The organism is Streptomyces aurantiogriseus, assembly GCF_014649375.1.
Lineage (GTDB): Bacteria > Actinomycetota > Actinomycetes > Streptomycetales > Streptomycetaceae > Streptomyces > Streptomyces aurantiogriseus.
In genome coordinates this window covers 448,530-468,174 of sequence record NZ_BMSX01000001.1, presented here as the reverse complement: position 1 = coordinate 468,174, position 19,645 = coordinate 448,530, and the positions used below count along the sequence as shown (strand labels likewise).

The 19,645-nt window shown below is 69.3% G+C and carries 18 protein-coding genes and 1 tRNA gene; 9 read left to right on the top strand and 10 right to left on the bottom strand.

Annotated elements, in window-relative coordinates:
• Nucleotides 1-17: 17 nt before the first annotated feature.
• Nucleotides 18-155: a 50S ribosomal protein L34 gene (gene rpmH / locus IE263_RS02215; RefSeq protein ID WP_003956500.1), complete on the bottom strand. Its 138-nt coding sequence runs from the start codon at nt 153-155 to the stop codon at nt 18-20.
• Nucleotides 156-532: 377 nt separating this feature from the next.
• Here rpmH and dnaA point away from each other — a divergent pair, with 377 nt between their 5' ends.
• The 9 genes from dnaA (at nt 533) to IE263_RS02170 (ending at nt 13,536) form a co-directional block, all read left to right on the top strand.
• Entirely contained in the window at nt 533-2,464 is a 1,932-nt protein-coding gene (dnaA, locus tag IE263_RS02210) for a chromosomal replication initiator protein DnaA (RefSeq protein ID WP_189931540.1), read from the top strand.
• Between the two features lie 924 nt (nt 2,465-3,388).
• A complete protein-coding gene (gene dnaN / locus IE263_RS02205; RefSeq protein ID WP_189931538.1) occupies nt 3,389-4,519 on the top strand; it encodes a DNA polymerase III subunit beta in 1,131 nt (376 codons plus the stop codon).
• 198 nt (nt 4,520-4,717) lie between these two features.
• On the top strand, nt 4,718-5,593 hold the full coding sequence (gene gnd / locus IE263_RS02200) for a phosphogluconate dehydrogenase (NAD(+)-dependent, decarboxylating) (protein WP_189931536.1): 876 nt from the start codon (nt 4,718-4,720) through the stop codon (nt 5,591-5,593).
• Nucleotides 5,594-5,646: 53 nt separating this feature from the next.
• Nucleotides 5,647-6,768 carry a DNA replication/repair protein RecF gene (gene recF, locus IE263_RS02195; protein WP_189931534.1) on the top strand — a complete coding sequence of 374 codons (1,122 nt, stop codon included), beginning with the start codon at nt 5,647-5,649 and terminating at the stop codon, nt 6,766-6,768.
• Nucleotides 6,765-7,301: a DciA family protein gene (locus IE263_RS02190; RefSeq protein WP_189931532.1), complete on the top strand. Its 537-nt coding sequence runs from the start codon at nt 6,765-6,767 to the stop codon at nt 7,299-7,301. The genes recF and IE263_RS02190 overlap by 4 nt, the downstream gene beginning before the upstream one ends.
• A gap of 430 nt (nt 7,302-7,731) precedes the next feature.
• Nucleotides 7,732-9,792: a DNA topoisomerase (ATP-hydrolyzing) subunit B gene (gene gyrB / locus IE263_RS02185; RefSeq protein WP_189931529.1), complete on the top strand. Its 2,061-nt coding sequence runs from the start codon at nt 7,732-7,734 to the stop codon at nt 9,790-9,792.
• Nucleotides 9,793-9,834: 42 nt separating this feature from the next.
• On the top strand, nt 9,835-12,429 hold the full coding sequence (gyrA, locus tag IE263_RS02180; RefSeq protein ID WP_189931527.1) for a DNA gyrase subunit A: 2,595 nt from the start codon (nt 9,835-9,837) through the stop codon (nt 12,427-12,429).
• Between the two features lie 18 nt (nt 12,430-12,447).
• Nucleotides 12,448-13,338: a DUF3566 domain-containing protein gene (locus tag IE263_RS02175; RefSeq protein WP_189931525.1), complete on the top strand. Its 891-nt coding sequence runs from the start codon at nt 12,448-12,450 to the stop codon at nt 13,336-13,338.
• Nucleotides 13,339-13,462: 124 nt separating this feature from the next.
• A tRNA-Ile gene (locus tag IE263_RS02170) sits at nt 13,463-13,536 on the top strand.
• A gap of 81 nt (nt 13,537-13,617) precedes the next feature.
• On the opposite strand, the gene IE263_RS02165 is transcribed toward IE263_RS02170, so the two are convergent.
• The 9 genes from IE263_RS02165 to IE263_RS02125 all read right to left on the bottom strand — a co-directional run bounded on the left by IE263_RS02165 (nt 13,618) and on the right by IE263_RS02125 (nt 19,553).
• On the bottom strand, nt 13,618-14,775 hold the full coding sequence (locus tag IE263_RS02165; RefSeq protein ID WP_189931523.1) for a tyrosine-type recombinase/integrase: 1,158 nt from the start codon (nt 14,773-14,775) through the stop codon (nt 13,618-13,620).
• Nucleotides 14,775-14,963 (bottom strand): helix-turn-helix domain-containing protein, encoded by a 189-nt coding sequence (locus IE263_RS02160; RefSeq protein WP_189931521.1) that lies wholly within the window; start codon nt 14,961-14,963, stop codon nt 14,775-14,777. The genes IE263_RS02165 and IE263_RS02160 overlap by 1 nt, the downstream gene beginning before the upstream one ends.
• Nucleotides 14,960-16,258 carry a replication initiator gene (locus IE263_RS02155; RefSeq protein WP_189932020.1) on the bottom strand — a complete coding sequence of 433 codons (1,299 nt, stop codon included), beginning with the start codon at nt 16,256-16,258 and terminating at the stop codon, nt 14,960-14,962. Before IE263_RS02155 ends, IE263_RS02160 begins: the two co-directional genes overlap by 4 nt.
• A 158-nt stretch (nt 16,259-16,416) precedes the next feature.
• Nucleotides 16,417-16,668, bottom strand: a complete 252-nt coding sequence (locus tag IE263_RS02150; protein ID WP_189931519.1) for a SpdD protein — start codon at nt 16,666-16,668, stop codon at nt 16,417-16,419.
• A gap of 22 nt (nt 16,669-16,690) precedes the next feature.
• The gene (locus tag IE263_RS02145; protein ID WP_189931517.1) at nt 16,691-16,885 is read right to left on the bottom strand and encodes a hypothetical protein; all 195 of its coding nucleotides are present in this window, start codon (nt 16,883-16,885) and stop codon (nt 16,691-16,693) included.
• 16 nt (nt 16,886-16,901) lie between these two features.
• Nucleotides 16,902-17,093 (bottom strand): mobile element transfer protein, encoded by a 192-nt coding sequence (locus IE263_RS02140; protein WP_010985414.1) that lies wholly within the window; start codon nt 17,091-17,093, stop codon nt 16,902-16,904.
• An 11-nt stretch (nt 17,094-17,104) separates the two neighbouring features.
• Nucleotides 17,105-17,731: a DUF2637 domain-containing protein gene (locus tag IE263_RS02135; protein WP_189931515.1), complete on the bottom strand. Its 627-nt coding sequence runs from the start codon at nt 17,729-17,731 to the stop codon at nt 17,105-17,107.
• Between the two features lie 83 nt (nt 17,732-17,814).
• On the bottom strand, nt 17,815-19,197 hold the full coding sequence (locus IE263_RS02130) for an FtsK/SpoIIIE domain-containing protein (protein ID WP_189931514.1): 1,383 nt from the start codon (nt 19,195-19,197) through the stop codon (nt 17,815-17,817).
• Nucleotides 19,197-19,553: an SCO3933 family regulatory protein gene (locus tag IE263_RS02125; RefSeq protein ID WP_108999490.1), complete on the bottom strand. Its 357-nt coding sequence runs from the start codon at nt 19,551-19,553 to the stop codon at nt 19,197-19,199. Before IE263_RS02125 ends, IE263_RS02130 begins: the two co-directional genes overlap by 1 nt.
• Nucleotides 19,554-19,645 lie beyond the last annotated feature (92 nt).

The following is a 19,645-nucleotide window of genomic DNA, read 5'->3' as shown; positions in this document are numbered from 1 at the left end:
GCATGACCTGACCGGGATCAGGCGGACAGACGGGCGCGACCCTTGCTACGGCGGGACGCGAGGATCGCGCGGCCGGCACGGGTGCGCATACGCAACCGGAAGCCGTGGGTCTTCGCGCGACGACGGTTGTTCGGCTGGAAGGTGCGCTTGCTCACTCGGGGGCTCCAGAAATCAATCGGTAGTGGCGGGGTGCCGTCCTGGCTGTCACCGTGCGCCCACGAGTAGCTCGCGTTCAGCGCCCGAGTGCACCGCTTCCCGATCACCTTGACGCGATCTGTGCCCATCGGAGGCAGGCGGCAGCAGCCATCGACAACTCGACCTGGTTACGGTACGCGGGGCTACGCCATCCGGTCAAACCAGCGGCCACCGGGAGACACTGTCCACAGCCTGGGGACAACAACTTGAACCGTACCCGCCGCGCTGACTACCGTGGCTGGACTCCGATTCGTTCCCTTGTCCCTGGCCCCACCCGATGTGAAACCGACCCGTCCCACCGTCACACGTTCGTGGGACCTGTGAGAGAGCGTGCCCTGTGGCTGACGTACCTGCCGATCTTGCCGCAGTGTGGCCACGCGTACTGGAGCATCTCCTCGGAGAAGGCCGCGGGCAGGGTGTCGAGGCGAAGGACGAGCGCTGGATCCGGCGCTGCCAGCCGCTTGCGCTGGTCGCCGACACCGCCCTGCTCGCCGTGCCCAACGAATTCGCGAAGGGCGTACTCGAGGGCCGTCTCGCCCCGATCGTCAGCGAGACCCTGAGCCGCGAGTGCGGCCGCCCGATCCGCATCGCGATCACCGTCGACGAGTCCGCGGGCGAGCCGCCGGCTCCGCCCGCACCCCCCACCCAGCCGCGCTACGAGGAGACCGAGCTTCCCTCCGGCCCGTACGACAGCCCGTACGACAAGCCCTACGAGAGCCAGTACGACGGCTACGGCCGGCACCGCGCCGAGCATCGCCCGGGGCCCTCCGGCGACCAGGGCTCCCGCCAGGACCAGCTGCCGACCGCCCGGCCCGCGTACCCGTCGGAGTACCAGCGCCCCGAGCCCGGCGCCTGGCCGCGGCCCACGCAGGACGAGTACGGCTGGCAGCAGCAGCGCCTCGGCTTCCCCGAGCGCGACCCGTACGCATCACCCTCGCAGGACACCTACGGCGGCCCGTCGGGGCAGGACGCCTACGGCTCGCCTCCCCAGGACTACCGCCCCCAGGCGATGGACCGGCCGTCCTACGACCCGTCGCCCTACGACCCCAAGCGCTCCGACTACGAGCCGTCGCGCCCCGAGTACGACCAGCGCGACCCGGCTCGTCGTGACCTGCCCGAGCCGTCGGCCGGCGGGCCTCCGCACCGCGGAGGTCCCGGAGGTCCCGGTCAGCCCGGCACTGGCGCGCCCGGTCCGCTGGGCGCGCAGCCCGCGCCGGCGAGCGGTCCCGGTGAGCCGACGGCGCGGCTGAATCCGAAGTACCTCTTCGACACCTTCGTCATCGGCGCCTCCAACCGCTTCGCGCACGCGGCCGCGGTCGCCGTCGCCGAGGCGCCCGCGAAGGCGTACAACCCCCTCTTCATCTATGGGGAGTCGGGGCTCGGCAAGACGCACCTGCTGCACGCGATCGGGCACTACGCGCGCAGCCTGTACCCGGGCACGCGCGTGCGCTATGTGAGCTCGGAGGAGTTCACCAACGAGTTCATCAACTCCATCCGCGACGGCAAGGGCGACAGCTTCCGCAAGCGCTACCGCGAGATGGACATCCTGCTCGTCGACGACATCCAGTTCCTGGCGGACAAGGAGTCGACGCAGGAGGAGTTCTTCCACACGTTCAACACGCTCCACAACGCGAACAAGCAGATCGTGCTGTCCAGCGACCGGCCGCCGAAGCAGCTGGTGACGCTGGAGGACCGGCTGCGGAACCGTTTCGAGTGGGGCCTGATCACCGACGTCCAGCCGCCCGAGCTGGAGACCCGCATCGCCATCCTTCGTAAGAAGGCGGTGCAGGAGCAGCTGAACGCGCCGCCGGAGGTGCTGGAGTTCATCGCCTCCCGCATCTCGCGCAACATCCGCGAGCTGGAGGGCGCGCTGATCCGGGTGACGGCCTTCGCGTCGCTCAACCGGCAGCCGGTGGACCTGGGCCTGACGGAGATCGTCCTCAAGGACCTGATCCCGGGCGGCGAGGACTCGGCGCCCGAGATCACCTCCACGGCGATCATGAGTGCGACCGCCGACTACTTCGGTCTCACGGTCGAGGATCTGTGCGGCAGCTCACGCGGCCGCCAGCTCGTCACGGCCCGCCAGATCGCCATGTACCTGTGCCGCGAGCTCACGGACCTGTCGCTGCCGAAGATCGGCGCGCTGTTCGGTGGCCGCGACCACACGACGGTGATGCACGCCGACCGCAAGATCCGCAATCTGATGGCCGAGCGGCGCTCCATCTACAACCAGGTGACCGAGCTGACCAACCGCATCAAGGCCGGCTGAGGGCTGCAGAGGCCGACCGAAGGCGGCGGCGAACGGCACCAGAGACACGCTCGAGGGCGCTTCCGGAGGGATCCGGAGGCGCCCTTCTTCGTGCCACGGGGGAAGCGACCGGGTGCCGCGTGGAAGCACGCCGGTCATCCGCTGTTCGATTAACCGCCGCGTTACGGCCACTCTCCACAGATTCGCCGACTTTTTCCCCTCCACAGCCTGGGGACTGCCCGGTTGTCCAGATCGTGTCCACAGGCCCCCCTGTCGAAAGGCCATCAGGCCAGGTCACCCGGTTGTGGATTCGTGGACGAAGGATCTCCACAGACTGTGGACAGCGAGCTGATCCACACCCTGTGCACGAAGTTGTCCACCGGCAACCCACAGGATCGCGCCGGTTGTCCCCAGCCGTCGCCCGCTTCTCCACATGCCTGTCCACTGTTCGGCAACCTGACGCGCCTCCTCACCGGCTCGAGTGAAAGGCGTCACACGAAGCTGCCGGGTTGGCCTGTGGGAAAGACGGGTAAACCTGGGGACGGCTCTGGGGAGAAGTAGCCCCAGCCTGTGCACGGGGTGTGCAGAACTTTCCGTTCTCCACAGAGCACCCCGGTTGTCCACCGCCTCCGCCCACAGGGCCCGTGGACAAAATCTCGCCCCTGAGCTGCGACAACGCAGTTATCCACGGTATCCACAGGCCCTACTACTACTCCCGACCATAGAGAGCTCGGAATCCGTTTCGAAGTGGGTCCTGTGCACAACTCGCTCTTCGCTGCCCGGCTGCCTCTCGTCACGACTTGACCCCGAGAGGCACCTACTGTCAGTGCGGTGCGTCAGACTGGTCCCCGGTGGTCCTTCCCCTCACAGGGGCCGACGACACCGAGACAGACGACGAAGGCCAGGCAGGGCGAGAAGCGCCGGCAACAGCAGGAGGCGGCAAGAGTGAAGATCCGGGTGGAACGCGACGTACTCGCGGAGGCAGTGGCCTGGGCGGCGCGCAGCCTCCCGGCCCGTCCGCCGGCGCCTGTCCTCGCCGGCCTCCTGCTGAAGGCCGAGGACGGTGCCCTCAGCCTCTCCAGCTTCGACTACGAGGTCTCCGCGCGCGTGTCGGTGGAGGCCGAGGTGGAGGAGGAGGGCACGGTGCTCGTCTCCGGCCGCCTGCTCGCGGACATCTGCCGCGCCCTCCCCAACCGTCCGGTGGAGATTTCCACAGACGGTGTACGGGCGACGGTGGTCTGCGGCTCCTCGCGCTTCACCCTCCACACACTGCCTGTGGAGGAGTACCCGTCGCTGCCGCAGATGCCGAACGCGACGGGCACGGTCCCCGGCGAGGTCTTCGCCTCGGCGGCCGCCCAGGTCGCCATCGCCGCCGGCCGTGACGACACGCTGCCCGTCCTCACCGGTGTGCGCATCGAGATCGAGGGCGACACCGTCACGCTGGCCTCCACCGACCGCTACCGCTTCGCGGTCCGCGAGTTCCTGTGGAAGCCGGAGAACCCGGACGCCTCCGCGGTCGCCCTGGTGCCGGCCAAGACGCTCCTGGACACCGCCAAGGCGCTGACCAGCGGCGACAACGTCACACTGGCGCTGTCCGGCTCGGGCGCGGGTGAGGGCCTGATCGGTTTCGAGGGCGCGGGCCGGCGTACGACGACGCGACTGCTGGAGGGCGACCTCCCGAAGTACCGCACGCTGTTCCCGACCGAGTTCAACAGCATCGCCGTCATCGAGACGGCCCCCTTCGTGGAGGCCGTCAAGCGTGTGGCCCTGGTCGCCGAGCGCAACACCCCGGTGCGGCTGAGCTTCGAGCAGGGCGTGCTCATCCTGGAGGCCGGTTCCAGCGACGACGCACAGGCTGTGGAAAGGGTCGACGCCCAGCTCGAGGGCGACGACATCTCCATCGCCTTCAACCCGACCTTCCTGCTGGACGGCCTGAGCGCCATCGACTCCCCGGTCGCCCAGCTGTCCTTCACGACGTCCACGAAGCCCGCGCTGCTCAGCGGCAAGCCGGCGGTGGACGCCGAGGCGGACGAGGCCTACAAGTACCTGATCATGCCGGTGCGGCTGAGCGGCTGAGCCGGCCGAGCTGCCTGACGTTGTCCACAGGCCGTGGAGAAAGACCTCCCGGCCTGTGGGCGAAGCCGCAGGTGAACGCGCGGATGGGCCGTACGTCTGAGCGCGTATGCCCACAGGTGTGCGTGACCGTCCGGGTTTAGGCTCGGACATGGGTACGAAGGTGCCCCACACGCCACACAGCGACCTAAGGAACAACTGATGGAGCTCGGTCTCGTCGGCCTCGGCAAGATGGGCGGCAACATGCGCGAGCGGATCCGCCGCGCAGGCCACACCGTCATCGGATACGACCGCAACCCGGACCTCGCCGATGTCCACAGCCTCTCTGAGCTTGTGGGCAAGCTCAAGGGCCCGCGCGTCGTATGGGTGATGGTTCCGGCAGGCGCCGCCACCCAGTCGACGATCGACGAGCTCGCCGAGCTGCTGGAGCCGGGCGACGTGGTTGTCGACGGCGGCAACTCCCGCTGGACGGACGACGAGAAGCACGCCGAGGAGCTGGCCGCCAAGGGCATCGGTTTCGTCGACTGCGGCGTCTCCGGCGGCGTCTGGGGCCTGGAGAACGGCTACGCGCTGATGTACGGCGGCGACGCGGAGAACGTCGCCAAGGTGCAGCCGATCTTCGACGCCCTCAAGCCCGAGGGCGACTTCGGTTCGGTGCACGCCGGCAAGGTCGGCGCCGGTCACTTCGCGAAGATGGTCCACAACGGCATCGAGTACGCCATGATGCAGGCCTACGCCGAGGGCTGGGAGCTCCTGGAGAAGGTCGACTCGGTCACCGACGTCCGCGAGGTCTTCCGTTCCTGGCAGGAGGGCACGGTCATCCGTTCCTGGCTGCTGGACCTGGCGGTCAACGCCCTCGACGAGGACGAGCACCTGGACAAGCTGCGCGGTTACGCACAGGACTCCGGCGAGGGCCGCTGGACCGTGGAGGCCGCCATCGACAACGCCGTGCCGCTGCCCGCGATCACGGCCTCGCTGTTCGCGCGGTTCGCCTCCCGTCAGGAGGACTCGCCGCAGATGAAGATGATCGCGGCGCTGCGCAACCAGTTCGGCGGCCACGCGGTCGAGAAGAAGTAATCCACAGGGCCGCTCGGCGGCCCACAACGTTGGGGGAGGTCGGCGAAACGACCATGCACGTCACGCATCTGTCGCTGGCCGACTTCCGCTCGTACGCCCGGGTCGAAGTCCCGCTCGACCCGGGCGTCACTGCCTTCGTGGGCCCGAACGGGCAGGGCAAGACGAATCTCGTCGAGGCCGTCGGCTACCTCGCCACCCTCGGCAGCCACCGCGTCGCCTCCGACGCGCCGCTGGTGCGCATGGGCGCCGACCGCGCGGTCATCCGGGCGCAGGTCCGGCAGGGCGAGCGGCAGCAGCTGGTCGAGCTGGAGCTGAACCCCGGCAAGGCCAACCGCGCCCGCATCAACCGGTCCTCGCAGGTCAGGCCTCGTGACGTGCTGGGGATCGTCCGGACCGTGCTGTTCGCGCCCGAGGACCTCGCCCTGGTGAAGGGCGACCCCGGGGAGCGGCGGCGCTTCCTGGACGAGCTGATCACCGCGCGCTCCCCGCGCATGGCCGGTGTGCGCTCCGACTACGAGCGCGTCCTCAAGCAGCGCAACACCCTCCTCAAGTCGGCCGCGCTGGCCCGTCGCCATGGCGGCCGCTCCATGGACCTGTCCACCCTCGACGTGTGGGACCAGCACCTCGCGCGCGTGGGCGCCGAGTTGCTCGCCCAGCGCCTCGACCTAGTGGCCGCGATCCAGCCGCTCACCGACAAGGCGTACGAGCAGCTGGCCCCCGGCGGCGGCCCGGTCGCCCTGGAGTACAAGCCGTCGGCGCCGGGTGAGGCGCACACGCGCGAGGATCTCTACGAGCAGCTGATGGCGGCGCTCGCGGACGCCCGGAAGCAGGAGATCGAGCGGGGCGTCACCCTCGTAGGCCCTCATCGGGACGATGTGGTTCTCAAACTCGGTCAGCTGCCGGCCAAGGGATACGCCTCCCACGGCGAGTCCTGGTCCTACGCGCTCGCGCTGCGGCTGGCCTCCTACGACCTGCTGCGGGCCGAGGGCAACGAGCCGGTGCTGGTCCTCGACGACGTCTTCGCCGAGTTGGACGCCCGGCGCCGCGAGCGGCTGGCGGAGCTGGTCGCGCCCGGTGAGCAGGTGCTGGTGACGGCCGCGGTCGACGACGACGTACCGCACGTGCTCACCGGCGCGCGGTACGCGGTGTCGGACGGGACGGTGGAACGCGTATGAGCGCGGACGAGTCCGGCCCGAAGAAGACCCCCGAGCCCTCCGGCGTCGACCTCGCGCGCGTGGCGCTGCGGGCGGCGCGCGAGCAGGCACGCGCGCGTGGGGACGCGGCGCGGCAGAAGAAGCAGGCGCGGCGCGGGGGCGGTCTGCGCTCCGGCGCCCGCGCGGACGGCCGCGACCCGATGGCGCTCGGCGCCGCGATCAACCGGCTCCTGACCGAGCGCGGCTGGGAGGCGCCGGCCGCGGTGGGCGGGGTGATGGGCCGCTGGCCGCAGATCGTCGGCGAGGACGTGGCCAAGCACTGCGTGCCGGAGCGGTACGACGAGGACGAGCGCGTGCTGGTCGTGCGCTGCGACTCCACGGCCTGGGCGACGAACCTGCGGCTGCTCGCCCCGACGCTGGTCGCCCGTCTCAACGAGGACCTGGGCCACGGCAGGGTCAAGCAGATCAAGGTGCAGGGCCCCGGCGGCCCCGCCCGCCGCTACGGCCCCCTGCGGGCCCCGGGCAGCATGGGCCCCGGCGACACCTACGGGTGATGTGCGTCACGTATTTCCGGCCGGGACGGGGCTGTCGCACCGTCCCGCCCGTCGTTCTCCGGGCCGGAAGATCGCCCGGGCACCCGTCCTGAACGGCCCGCACGCGGTTGCGAATCCGGACCTGACTCCACGGTAGCCAAGGGTTGACACCCGGAAGCGCTGAGTGCCTCTGTGAGCCTCTTGGAGCCCCGCTCCGCATATGGGGACCCGGCCGAGACCGGTTGAGGGCGGCACATGAGGACTCAGGTACCGGCAAACCCCCATCACTGTCGGCGCTACCGGTAGACTGGAAGCCAATCCCGCCCCAAACGTGGGGACCGTCCGGGAAAAGCTGAGCAACGCTGATCAAGGCTTACCAACGCAACATGCCGCAGCCGCTCCGGCAACCCGCCGACGAGCCCGGCTCGTGCTGTGCCAGAAAGGGCGCTTCGTGGCCGATTCCGGCAACCCCAACGAGAACATCCCGTCCACCGACACTGGCGTGAACAGCGAGGCGATCACCTCCAACGGCGAGGTCACCGCCTCGTACGACGCCAGTGCCATCACCGTCCTCGAGGGCTTGGACGCGGTCCGCAAGCGCCCCGGTATGTACATCGGCTCCACGGGCGAGCGCGGTCTGCACCACCTCGTGTACGAGGTCGTCGACAACTCGGTCGACGAGGCGCTGGCCGGTCACGCGGACACCATCGACGTGACGATCCTCGCCGACGGCGGCGTCCGGGTCGTTGACAACGGCCGTGGCATCCCGGTGGGCATCGTCCCCTCCGAGGGCAAGCCGGCCGTCGAGGTCGTGCTCACCGTGCTGCACGCGGGCGGCAAGTTCGGCGGCGGCGGTTACGCGGTCTCCGGCGGTCTGCACGGCGTGGGTGTCTCCGTGGTGAACGCCCTGTCGTCCAAGGTCGCGGTCGAGGTGAGGACCGACGGCCACCGCTGGACGCAGGACTACAAGATGGGCGTCCCCACGGCCCCGCTGGCCCAGCACGAGGCCACGGACGAGACGGGCACCTCGGTCACCTTCTGGGCCGACGGCGACATCTTCGAGACCACCGAGTACTCCTTCGAGACGCTCTCGCGGCGCTTCCAGGAGATGGCGTTCCTCAACAAGGGCCTGACGATCAAGCTCACCGACGAGCGTGAGTCGGCGAAGGCCACCGCGGGCGCGGACGAGGCGGGTGCGGACGAGAAGGACGAGGTCAAGACCGTCACGTACCACTACGAGGGCGGCATCGTCGACTTCGTGAAGTACCTCAACTCCCGCAAGGGCGACGTGGTGCACCCGACGGTGATCGACCTGGAGGCGGAGGACAAGGAGAAGAGCCTGTCCCTCGAGGTCGCCATGCAGTGGAACAGCGGCTACAGCGAGGGCGTGTACTCCTTCGCCAACATCATCCACACCCACGAGGGCGGTACGCACGAGGAGGGCTTCCGCGCCGCGTTGACCAACCTGGTCAACAAGTACGCGCGCGACAAGAAGCTGCTGCGGGAGAAGGACGACAACCTCACGGGCGACGACATCCGCGAGGGTCTGACCGCGATCATCTCGGTCAAGCTGAGCGAGCCCCAGTTCGAGGGCCAGACGAAGACCAAGCTGGGCAACACCGAGGCGAAGACCTTCGTCCAGAAGGCGGTCTACGAGCACCTCAACGACTGGCTGGACCGCAACCCGAACGAGGCGGCGGACATCGTCCGCAAGGGCATCCAGGCCGCCACCGCGCGTGTGGCGGCCCGCAAGGCGCGTGACCTGACGCGTCGTAAGGGTCTGCTGGAGTCGGCGTCCCTGCCGGGCAAGCTCTCCGACTGCCAGTCGAACGACCCCACCAAGTGCGAGATCTTCATCGTCGAGGGTGACTCCGCCGGCGGCTCGGCCAAGTCCGGCCGCAACCCGCAGTACCAGGCGATCCTCCCGATCCGCGGCAAGATCCTCAACGTCGAGAAGGCCAGGATCGACAAGATCCTGCAGAACCAGGAGATCCAGGCGCTGATCTCCGCCTTCGGCACCGGCGTGCACGAGGACTTCGACATCGAGAAGCTCCGCTACCACAAGATCATCCTGATGGCGGACGCCGACGTCGACGGTCAGCACATCAGCACCCTGCTGCTGACCTTCCTGTTCCGCTTCATGCGGCCGCTGGTCGAGGCCGGGCACGTGTACCTCTCCCGTCCCCCGCTGTACAAGATCAAGTGGGGCCGGGACGACATCGAGTACGCCTACTCGGACCGCGAGCGCGACGCGCTGATCGAGATGGGTCGCCAGCGCGGCAAGCGCATCCGCGAGGACTCGATCCAGCGCTTCAAGGGTCTCGGCGAGATGAACGCCGAGGAACTGCGCGTGACGACGATGGACCAGGAGCACCGGGTGCTCGGCCAGGTCACCCTCGACGACGCCGCCCAGGCCGACGACCTGTTCTCGGTCCTGATGGGCGAGGACGTCGAAGCCCGCCGCGCGTTCATCCAGCGCAACGCCAAGGACGTCCGCTTCCTCGACATCTGAGTCGGTCTCAGCTGACCGCACCAGGAAGGATCTTCACCAGCAATGGCCGACGAGAACACTCCCGTCACCCCTGAAGAGGGCGGCGAAGTCGCGATGCGCGTCGAGCCCGTCGGGCTCGAGACGGAGATGCAGCGCTCGTACCTGGACTACGCGATGTCCGTCATCGTGTCCCGTGCGCTGCCCGACGTCCGTGACGGTCTCAAGCCCGTCCACCGCCGCGTCCTGTACGCCATGTACGACGGCGGCTACCGCCCCGAGCGCGGCTTCTACAAGTGCGCCCGTGTCGTCGGCGACGTCATGGGCAACTACCACCCCCACGGCGACTCCTCGATCTACGACGCCCTGGTGCGCCTCGCCCAGCCATGGTCGATGCGGATGCCACTGGTTGACTCCAACGGCAACTTCGGCTCCCCGGGCAACGACCCGGCGGCGGCGATGCGCTACACCGAGTGCAAGCTGGCACCGCTGTCCATGGAGATGGTCCGTGACATCGACGAGGAGACCGTCGACTTCACGGACAACTACGACGGCCGCTCCCAGGAGCCGACCGTCCTGCCCGCCCGCTTCCCGAACCTGCTGATCAACGGCTCGGCCGGGATCGCGGTCGGCATGGCGACCAACATCCCGCCGCACAACCTGCGCGAGGTCGCGGCCGGCGCCCAGTGGTACCTGGAGAACCCGGAGGCCTCGCACGAGGAGCTGCTCGACGCCCTGATCGAGCGCATCAAGGGCCCCGACTTCCCGACCGGCGCGCTCGTCGTCGGCCGCAAGGGCATCGAGGAGGCCTACCGCACCGGCCGCGGCTCGATCACCATGCGCGCGGTCGTCGAGGTGGAGGAGATCCAGAACCGCCAGTGCCTGGTGGTCACGGAGCTGCCCTACCAGGTCAACCCCGACAACCTCGCGCAGAAGATCGCCGACCTGGTGAAGGACGGCAAGATCGGCGGGATCGCGGACGTCCGCGACGAGACCAGCTCGCGCACCGGTCAGCGTCTCGTCATCGTGCTCAAGAGGGACGCGGTCGCCAAGGTCGTCCTGAACAACCTCTACAAGCACACCGACCTGCAGACGAACTTCGGTGCCAACATGCTGGCGCTGGTCGACGGTGTACCGCGCACGCTGTCGCTGGACGCGTTCATCCGCCACTGGGTGACGCACCAGATCGAGGTCATCGTCCGCCGTACGCGCTTCAGGCTGCGCAAGGCGGAGGAGCGGGCGCACATCCTGCGCGGTCTGCTGAAGGCCCTGGACGCCATCGACGAGGTCATCGCGCTGATCCGGCGCAGTGAGACCGTCGACGTCGCGCGCACCGGCCTGATGGGGCTCCTGGAGATCGACGAGATCCAGGCCAACGCCATCCTCGAGATGCAGCTGCGCCGCCTGGCCGCCCTGGAGCGCCAGAAGATCGTCCAGGAGCACGACGAACTCCAGGCGAAGATCAACGAGTACAACGAGATCCTCGCCTCCCCGGTCCGCCAGCGCGGCATTGTCAGCGAGGAGCTGGCCGCGATCGTCGAGAAGTACGGCGACGACCGCAAGACCAAGCTGGTGCCCTACGACGGTGACATGTCCATCGAGGACCTGATCGCCGAGGAGGACATCGTCGTCACCGTCACGCGCGGCGGCTACGTCAAGCGGACGAAGACGGACGACTACCGTGCCCAGAAGCGCGGCGGCAAGGGCGTGCGCGGCACGAAGCTCAAGGAAGACGACATCGTCGACCACTTCTTCGTCTCGACCACGCACCACTGGCTGCTGTTCTTCACCAACAAGGGCCGGGTGTACCGGGCCAAGGCGTACGAGCTGCCCGACGCCGGGCGTGACGCGCGTGGACAGCACGTCGCGAACCTGCTGGCCTTCCAGCCGGACGAGGCGATCGCCGAGATCCTCGCGATCCGCGACTACGACGCGGCGCCCTACCTGGTGCTGGCCACCAAGGCCGGCCTGGTCAAGAAGACGCCGCTGAAGGATTACGATTCGCCCCGCTCCGGCGGTGTGATCGCGATCAATCTCCGCGAGCGGGAGGACGGTTCCGACGACGAACTGATCGGCGCCGAACTGGTCTCGGCCGACGATGATCTGCTTCTGATCAGCAAGAAGGCGCAATCCATCAGGTTCACTGCGTCGGACGACACTCTGCGCCCCATGGGCCGCGCCACCTCGGGCGTCAAGGGCATGAGTTTCCGCGAGGGCGACGAGCTGCTCTCGATGAATGTTGTTCGACCCGGTACGTTCGTGTTCACTGCCACGGACGGTGGGTACGCGAAGCGGACCCCCGTCGACGAGTACCGCGTCCAGGGTCGCGGCGGCCTCGGCATCAAGGCTGCCAAGATCGTCGAGGATCGCGGCTCGCTCGTCGGCGCGCTGGTGGTCGAGGAGACGGATGAGATCCTCGCCATCACGCTCGGTGGCGGTGTGATTCGTACGCGAGTCAATGAGATCAGGGAGACGGGCCGTGACACCATGGGCGTCCAACTGATCAACCTGGGCAAGCGCGATGCCGTCGTCGGTATCGCACGTAACGCCGAGGCGGGGCGCGAGGCGGAGGAGGTCGACGGCGACATCGCCGTGGACGAGACCGCAGAGGGCGCCGCGACCAGCGGCACGGACGAGGGTGAGACGCCCTCGGCCGAGTAGCACGAGGAGTGAGTCATCGTGAGCGGAGCCACGGGCGCCGGTTCGGTCGGTACGTCGGCCGGCACCTCTGCCGACCCTTCTACCGGTCCTTCTGCCGGTAAGGAAACGGACGACGGAGGCCGTGGCTCCGCCGCGGGGGCGAAGGACGCGCGGGTGACCGACGCGCGGGGGACCGACGCCGGTGGGGCCGACGCACAGATGACGGACCCGCACACGACCAACCTGCAGGCGATCAAGGCGCCCCTGAAGGGCGCGAAGGACTCGCCCTCGCCCGACACTCATGGATCCCAGGGGGGAACTGTGACGGACACCCGAGGCCCGCAGACCCAGCAGTACGCGGCTGGAGCGGGCCCGGCCGCTCCGGGCGCCCAGGCGCAGCCGCAGGCCGCCGGAGAGGCCCAGCAGGCCTCCCCGCTGCCCGGCGAGCGCCGGTCGCAGCAGCCCTCCGGGCCCTACCACCCGCCGCAGGCCTACCAGACCCAGGCCACCCCGGCCGGCGCGGTCCGCCGTCCGCGCACCGGCGCCAGCACCACGCCCCGCGTGCGCAAGGCGCGGCTGCGTGTGGCGAAGGCCGACCCGTGGTCGGTGATGAAGGTCAGCTTCCTGCTCTCCATCGCGCTCGGCATCTGCACGATCATCGCGGCGGCCGTGCTGTGGATGGTCATGGACGCGATGGGCGTCTTCTCGACGGTCGGCGGCACGATCTCGGAGGCCACCGGCTCGAACGAGTCGAACGGCTTCGACCTCCAGTCGTTCCTCTCCCTCCCCCACGTCCTGATGTTCACGTCGATCATCGCGGTCATCGACGTCGTCCTCGCGACGGCCCTCGCGACGCTCGGCGCGTTCATCTACAACCTCTCCGCCGGCTTCGTCGGCGGCATCGAACTGACGCTGGCCGAGGACGAGTGACCTCAGCCCCGACGGTCGTTTCAAACCTCCGCCGAGGGTCCGCCGGGAACCGATTTTGGGACTGCCCACGTCGTGCGCTAATCTTCAGGAGTCAGCGCGCGGGACACACACCGCAGAGCGCGGCGGGGCTATAGCTCAGTTGGTTAGAGCGCATCCCTGATAAGGATGAGGCCACAGGTTCAAATCCTGTTAGCCCCACATGCGAGAAGACCCCCGGTCCAGTGGACCGGGGGTCTTTTGACACCAGTGGTTGACACCAACAGCGGCGAATGGCTGCGGTCAGCCGATGAGCGGATCTTCGAGCAGCTCTGCGAGCATCGTCACAGCCTCCCTCTCACTGTCGCCCACCACGTGCGTGTACACGTCCATGGTCATGCTGATCTGGCTGTGGCGGAGGATCGCCTGAGCGACCTTGGGGTGGACCTTCAGGAAGGCCAGGAGGGTCCCGCAGGTGTGGCGAGCGAGCCGGACCGTGATGCGGCGGACGTCGGCCCGCTTCACGAGGCGATCGAAGGTCCGGGAGAAGCCCGTGGGGTCGATCATGCCGCCGTGCTCCGAGGAGAAGATCAGATCGTGTCCGTCCTGCTGGGCCCAGTGGGCACCGGCGATCTTCTGTTCCAGCTCCTGGAGCTCCCGCCGCTCTTCGAGGACGCGGGCGCAGAATTCGGGCAGCGGGAGCACCGCCTGTGAGGACTCCGTCTTGAGGTCCTTGAGGACCAGGCCGACGCCCTTCTCGCGCTGCACCTGCTTGACCGGGGTGAACCGGCCGGCCTCGAAGTCGATGTCCTGCCAGCGGAGCCCCAGGACCTCACTGCGGCGGAGGCCGAGCACCAGGACCAGGACGCAGGCCGCGTAGAGGCGGTGAGCCCGGACCGATCGAAGGAAGGCGATCGCCTCGCGTGCGCTCCACGCCGTGCCCTTGTCCTTGGAGACCTTGGGCATGTCGACCAGGAGGGCGACGTTGCGCGTCAGCAGCTCTTCACGGATGGCCCGGTTGAGGGCGTTACGGAGGACGCGGAGCACCTCGAAGCGGGTGGCGGCGCCGACCTTTTCGCGCTTCAGCAGGGCCATGAAGGTGCGGAGTTGAGCCGGGGTGAGCTTGACGAGGGGCTTTTTGCCGAGGTGGGGCAGCAGGTAGAGCCTGACTTTGGACTCGTACTTGACGTACGTGTTGTGCTCGCATTCCGGCTCCACGATGTGCTCAAGCCAGTAGTTCAGCCACTCGCCGAGCGACCAGGAGCGGGACGGCACCGGGACGCCGTTGCGCTCCTGGTCCTGGAGCTTGCCGAGCTTCTCGTTGGCGTCGTCCCACGTGGCCCCGTAGACGGTCTTACGGACCCGGTTGCCGTCCGTGTCGGTGACGTATGCGCGTCCCATGTAACGGCCGTCCGACCGCCTTGAGATCGTGCCCCCGCCGTTGGGTCGCCTCTTGGCCATCAGGCGGCCTCCCCCATCTGCTGGTGGACGAAGTCGCGTACGGCTTCGTCCGGGATGCGACGGCAGCCGTCGACCTTGATGGAGACCAGACGGCGGGTGCGGATGAGGTCGTACACCTTGGTGCGGCCGACCTTGAGCCGGGTCATGACCTCAGGCACGGTGAGCAGTTCAGGGGCGGCGGTGGTCATGCTGCGGCTCCTTCCGGGGCGGTCTGGTGGTCGGGTTGCGCGTCACCGTTGAGGCTCGCGGCGAGCCAGGCTTCGGCGTCGGAGAGGCCGGTTCCGGCGAAGGCCCAGTGCGCGAGGACGTAGGTCGTCTCGGGTGCGCGGTCGGGTGCGGTGGCTGCGGCCTGTGCGCGTCGCCATTCGGCGCGGGCGTCGCGGAGTGCGCCGAGGGTGGTGGAGTAGCGGCGGGACTTGGTGGAGAAGTGGCCGCGGAAGCCGAGCATGTGGGCCCAGGCGCGCAGGCGGAGGTGTTCGAGGTCCTTGCGTGCGCCGAGGGCCCAGGCGGTTCGGATCAGGCGGCGCGCGTGCTCGCTGATGTCGAGCTGGGCGAGTTCGGCGACGAACTTGAGCGGCCGGTCGAGAGCTCCCGTGGCCGTCTCCGCGCCCTTGGTGGCGTACTTGGCGACGTAGGCGGCGACGGCTCGTTCGGTCAGCTCCTGGCCGTCGTTGAAGTCGGCGGATCGGATGGTGCGGACGTCGAGCTGGCGGCCGAAGGCGAAGCTGTGGGCGCGGCCGTCGATGGTCGGGCCGTCGACATGGACCTTGGACGCGGCGGCGGTGATGGCGTCGGTCAGCAGCTCGGCGGTGGCCCAGGCCGGGGGCGGAGTGTCGCCGCCGCCGGGGCCGTCGAGGCGTATGACCGCGTGGAAGTGGACCGCACCGCGCTTCTGGTACTCGGCGACCTTGGCGAAGGAGACGCGGGCATGGTCGCGGAGCTCCCGTTGCGACAGGCCGGCGCGCTTGCCGACCTCCCGGCGCAGGTAGGTGGAGAAGCGGCGCCAGAGGGGACCGGCGTGCGCGTTCCAGAGGACGGCGGCTTCGTAGTCGTAGGTGTCCGGGTTGAGCGGGGAGCCGAGGGCTTCGTCCTCCTGGTCGTGGTGGGTGCCGCAGCGGCAGGGGCGTCCGTCGGTGCGGCGGTTGTGGACCGGGCCGAAGCCGGGGGCGGTGAAGGTGGCGAAGACGCGGGGGTGGGTAGCGACGCGTTCCGGGGTGCCCTTGCCACCGCGCAGGCCTGCTGTGATCAGTTGGAAGGTGTCGCGGCGGTAGACCTCCGAGCAGGCCGCGCAGCGGGTCGTGCGGCGGTTGTTGCAGCGAACGAGGAGTTGGCCGGCCGGGAGATCGCCCGAGTCGAGGCGGTGGAGGATGCGGCCGATCTCGCCAGTGGCGGTGTCGACGTCGTACTCAGTGCGATGGCCGTCCAGACGGATGGGGTGGGTGCAACCGCCGAGCCCGGAGAGCTGGCGGAGGATACCGGGCAGTGTGCCGCCTGCGGCGAGGTTGCTGAGTTCCGGGAGTGGGGGCGGGGTGGCGCGGGTGAAGATGACGGATCTCCTTCTGACGGGCACTTAAGGAGGGGTGGGCCACCGGGGCGGCGCGTACGTGGCGGTGTCGCGCCGCCCCGGAGGTCTGGCCGCAGTCAGCGGCGGTGGTGGTCGCGGAGCAGGGAGCGCAGGACCACGGCGGCGACGGCGACCGAGATGGCCGTGACGGCGACGGCGGCCAGGAGCGCAGTGAGGACGACTCCGCCGACGAGCACGGCCGCGACGGTCTTCTGATCGATGGAGACCGACGGGAGCGAGCGCCGGACCGGGACGGGGACCGGGTCGGTCGGCGCGTGACTGTGCGCGGGCGGCGGGGTGGGGTTGTCCGGGTACTTGGGCAGGAACACGGCGAACTCCTTATCTACTCGTCTAGTCATGTGAGCCGTTTACGACGTCCACGCCGGTACGCGTGCCGGACTCGATGGCGGGGGCGAGGAAGGTGCGCGAGAGCCAGAAGCCGAAGAGGGTGATCAGGACGACGATCCAGACGCGGACGCCGAGGAACTTGACCGCCGCCCAGGCGAAGAAGCCGAGGACGACGACGAGCGGAAGGCTGACGGTCACGGGGTACGGGGTCCTTTCAGCGGACGGGGCAACGGTGAGTGCGAGCGGCCAGCTCGGCGGCGGCGCGGCTGTCGTAGTCGGCGGAGAAGTTGCAGCGCGGGGCGGTGCAGGCGGCGGTGTGCTTCTCGCGGCCGCGGTGGTCGTAGGCGGTGCCGACCTGCACCGGGCCGATGCGGGTGACGTTGCGGAAGCGGCGGTTGGCGGTCATCAGAGCTCCCTTCAGAGGTGGGCGGCGATGGCTTCGGCCATGGGCGCCGGGACACCGAGGCGGGCGCGCAGGGTGGTGACGTCCATGGGGGTGCCGGTTCGGGTGTGGTGCTCGGCGGCGACCTTGCGGGCGTGGTCGATGAGGGCGGTCGGGACCGGGACGGCCGGGCGGTCCGGCGGGGCCTCGATGGCGGGTGGTGCCGGGGTGGGCGGCTCGGGGGCCGTTTCGGGCTCGTCCTCCTGGTCCTCGATCAGCTCGACGTCATCGGCCGTCTTGGGTGCGGTGTGGGCGAGGAGGGTTCCGCCGAGGAAGGCGACGGCGGGCCAGCCTGCGACGAGGATGCGCAGCCAGGCCGGGACGTCGTCGAGGTCGAGCAGGCCGGCCGTGGCGACGTTCGCGCCGAGGGACGCGGCGAGCGCGATGACGAACCAGCACCAGGCCGCACCCTTGGCCGAGCCGGAGCGCAGTCGACGCCAGGCGGCGACGAGCAGCAGGTCGACCGAGACGGGGTAGGCCCAGGCCTTCCAGCCGTCCTGTCCGGCCGCAACGGCGACGTCGTGGATGTGCGCGAAGGACAGCGCGGCGGCGATGAGCGCCTGGACGAGCACCGCGTCTACCCGCGCCAGTTGGGCGCGCATGAGGACGTCTCCTTCCTGATCGAGGCAAGGGAGGGGTAGGGACGTGGCGTGAGACGGTCACGCCGACCGGGGTGCGGTGAGGCTCAGTCGGTGAGGGGACGCGGCTGGACGGCAGGCCCCGGCCGCTCGACAGAGGGCAGAGGGGCGGGCACGTAGGGCCGGAACGGCTTCAGCGCGGACAGGTCCGGCACCAGATGGGCCGTCTCCCGGCAGACGTCGGCGGCGTCGCCGAGGGAGAGATACGGGGTGCGGATGCGGGACCAGCCCCCGGACGTGTCGCCGGCGACCGCGAGGCCGGGACGCTCGGCAGGGATGGCGCAGGCGGCGAGGACCGCTTCCGGCGCGATGTCGCCGAGGGCCATCTTCGCGGAGGCCTCATCGTTCACGCGGTGGCAGACCCGGCCGGTGAGCTGGGCTCGGAGCATGGTCGCGCCCTTGCCGAGTTCGGCACCGAAGCGCTGCCCGCAGACCTCCAGGTAGATGCCGGCCGCGCGGCCGAGCTGGGCGAGGCGGATGAGTTGGGTGACCATCTCGTCGCGCCGTTCCTCGTCCTTGCGGGTGGCGGTCAGGAAGAGTTCGGCTACCTCGTCGACGAACAGGGCGATGGGTACGGGCCGTTCGCTCTCGGGCAGGCCCCAGATGTCGGAGGTGATCTCCTCGTCAGGGGTGCCAGGGGCTATGCCCTGCCAGGCTTTGATCAGGTCGTATCGGTCCTCCATTTCCTTGACCAGGACGGGCAGCAGCTCTGCGGCTTCGTCCGGGTCGGTGGCCAGCGCTGAGAGACGCGAGGCGAACGGAGCCAGCTCGACGCCCCGCTTGCAGTCGACGCCGACGAGGGCGACGTTCTGTGGGGCGAGACCGGAGACGAGATGGCGCAGGTACATGGACTTGCCCGACAGCGTCGCGCCGAGGGTGAGTTGGTGGGGAACGGCCCGGTAGTCGCGGACGAAGGGCATGGCGTCCTCCCGCAGCGCGACCGGCACCTGGAGGAACCCGCCCTCGGTCTTGCGAGGCATCCGCACCTTGCGCAGGACGTCGAAGCCGACGAGCCGCAGTTCGACGACACCGGGCTTGACGGTGGAGACGTACACGGCGTGGACGCCCCAGGCGTGCCGCAGCCGTTCGGCGGAGGCGGCGACGTCGGCGGGTTCCTGCCCTGGAGCGAGGCGGAGGCGGAGCCGTAAACCGGACGACGTAGGACGGATGATGCCCCGCCGAGGCGGTACGGGCCGCACCTCCCGTCGGGTGGTGGCCTTGACGGCGAGGACCCGCAGCCGGGACGGCGCGACGGTCAGGCCGCAGGCTTCCATGACCGAGGCGTACGAGCTGAGCAGCCGGACGGTGGATATCGGGCCGCCGACGGCGGACCAGTAGAGGCGGGGGTGGTTGGCCCGGGCGTAGGCGGCCCCACCGCCGAATGCGGCGACAGGACCACCTACCTCCAGAAGCGTCGTGAGATCGGACATCAGGCCGAGGCCCCCATGACGGCCGGGAAGGCGGCCGGGGTGACGGCGGCGGCCCGGAAGGCGATGCCGTGACGCTGCTGTCCGTTGAACACCGACTCCCACGGCCGGGCGACGAGCCCCGGCAGCGAGACCGGCGCACCGAGGTTCAACCCCTCGGAGACACCGCCTTCCGGGACGGTGACCTTGATGAGCGAGGACTCCCCGTCCTCGATGTAGACGACGCCGATGGTCATCAGCGCCTCACCGCTGACGGCGTCCTTGGCGATCTCACCGGTCTGACGGTCGCGGACCTTCGGCTCGGGAGCCTCGGTGAGGAGGATCGTCGCGGCGGAGGTCTCCACACGGATGGTGCGCACAGTCTCGTTCCTATCTACTCGTCTATACAAGAAGCGATCTGTGAACCCGATCTCCCGGGCTCACGACGATCACCTTGCCACACAACTTGCCC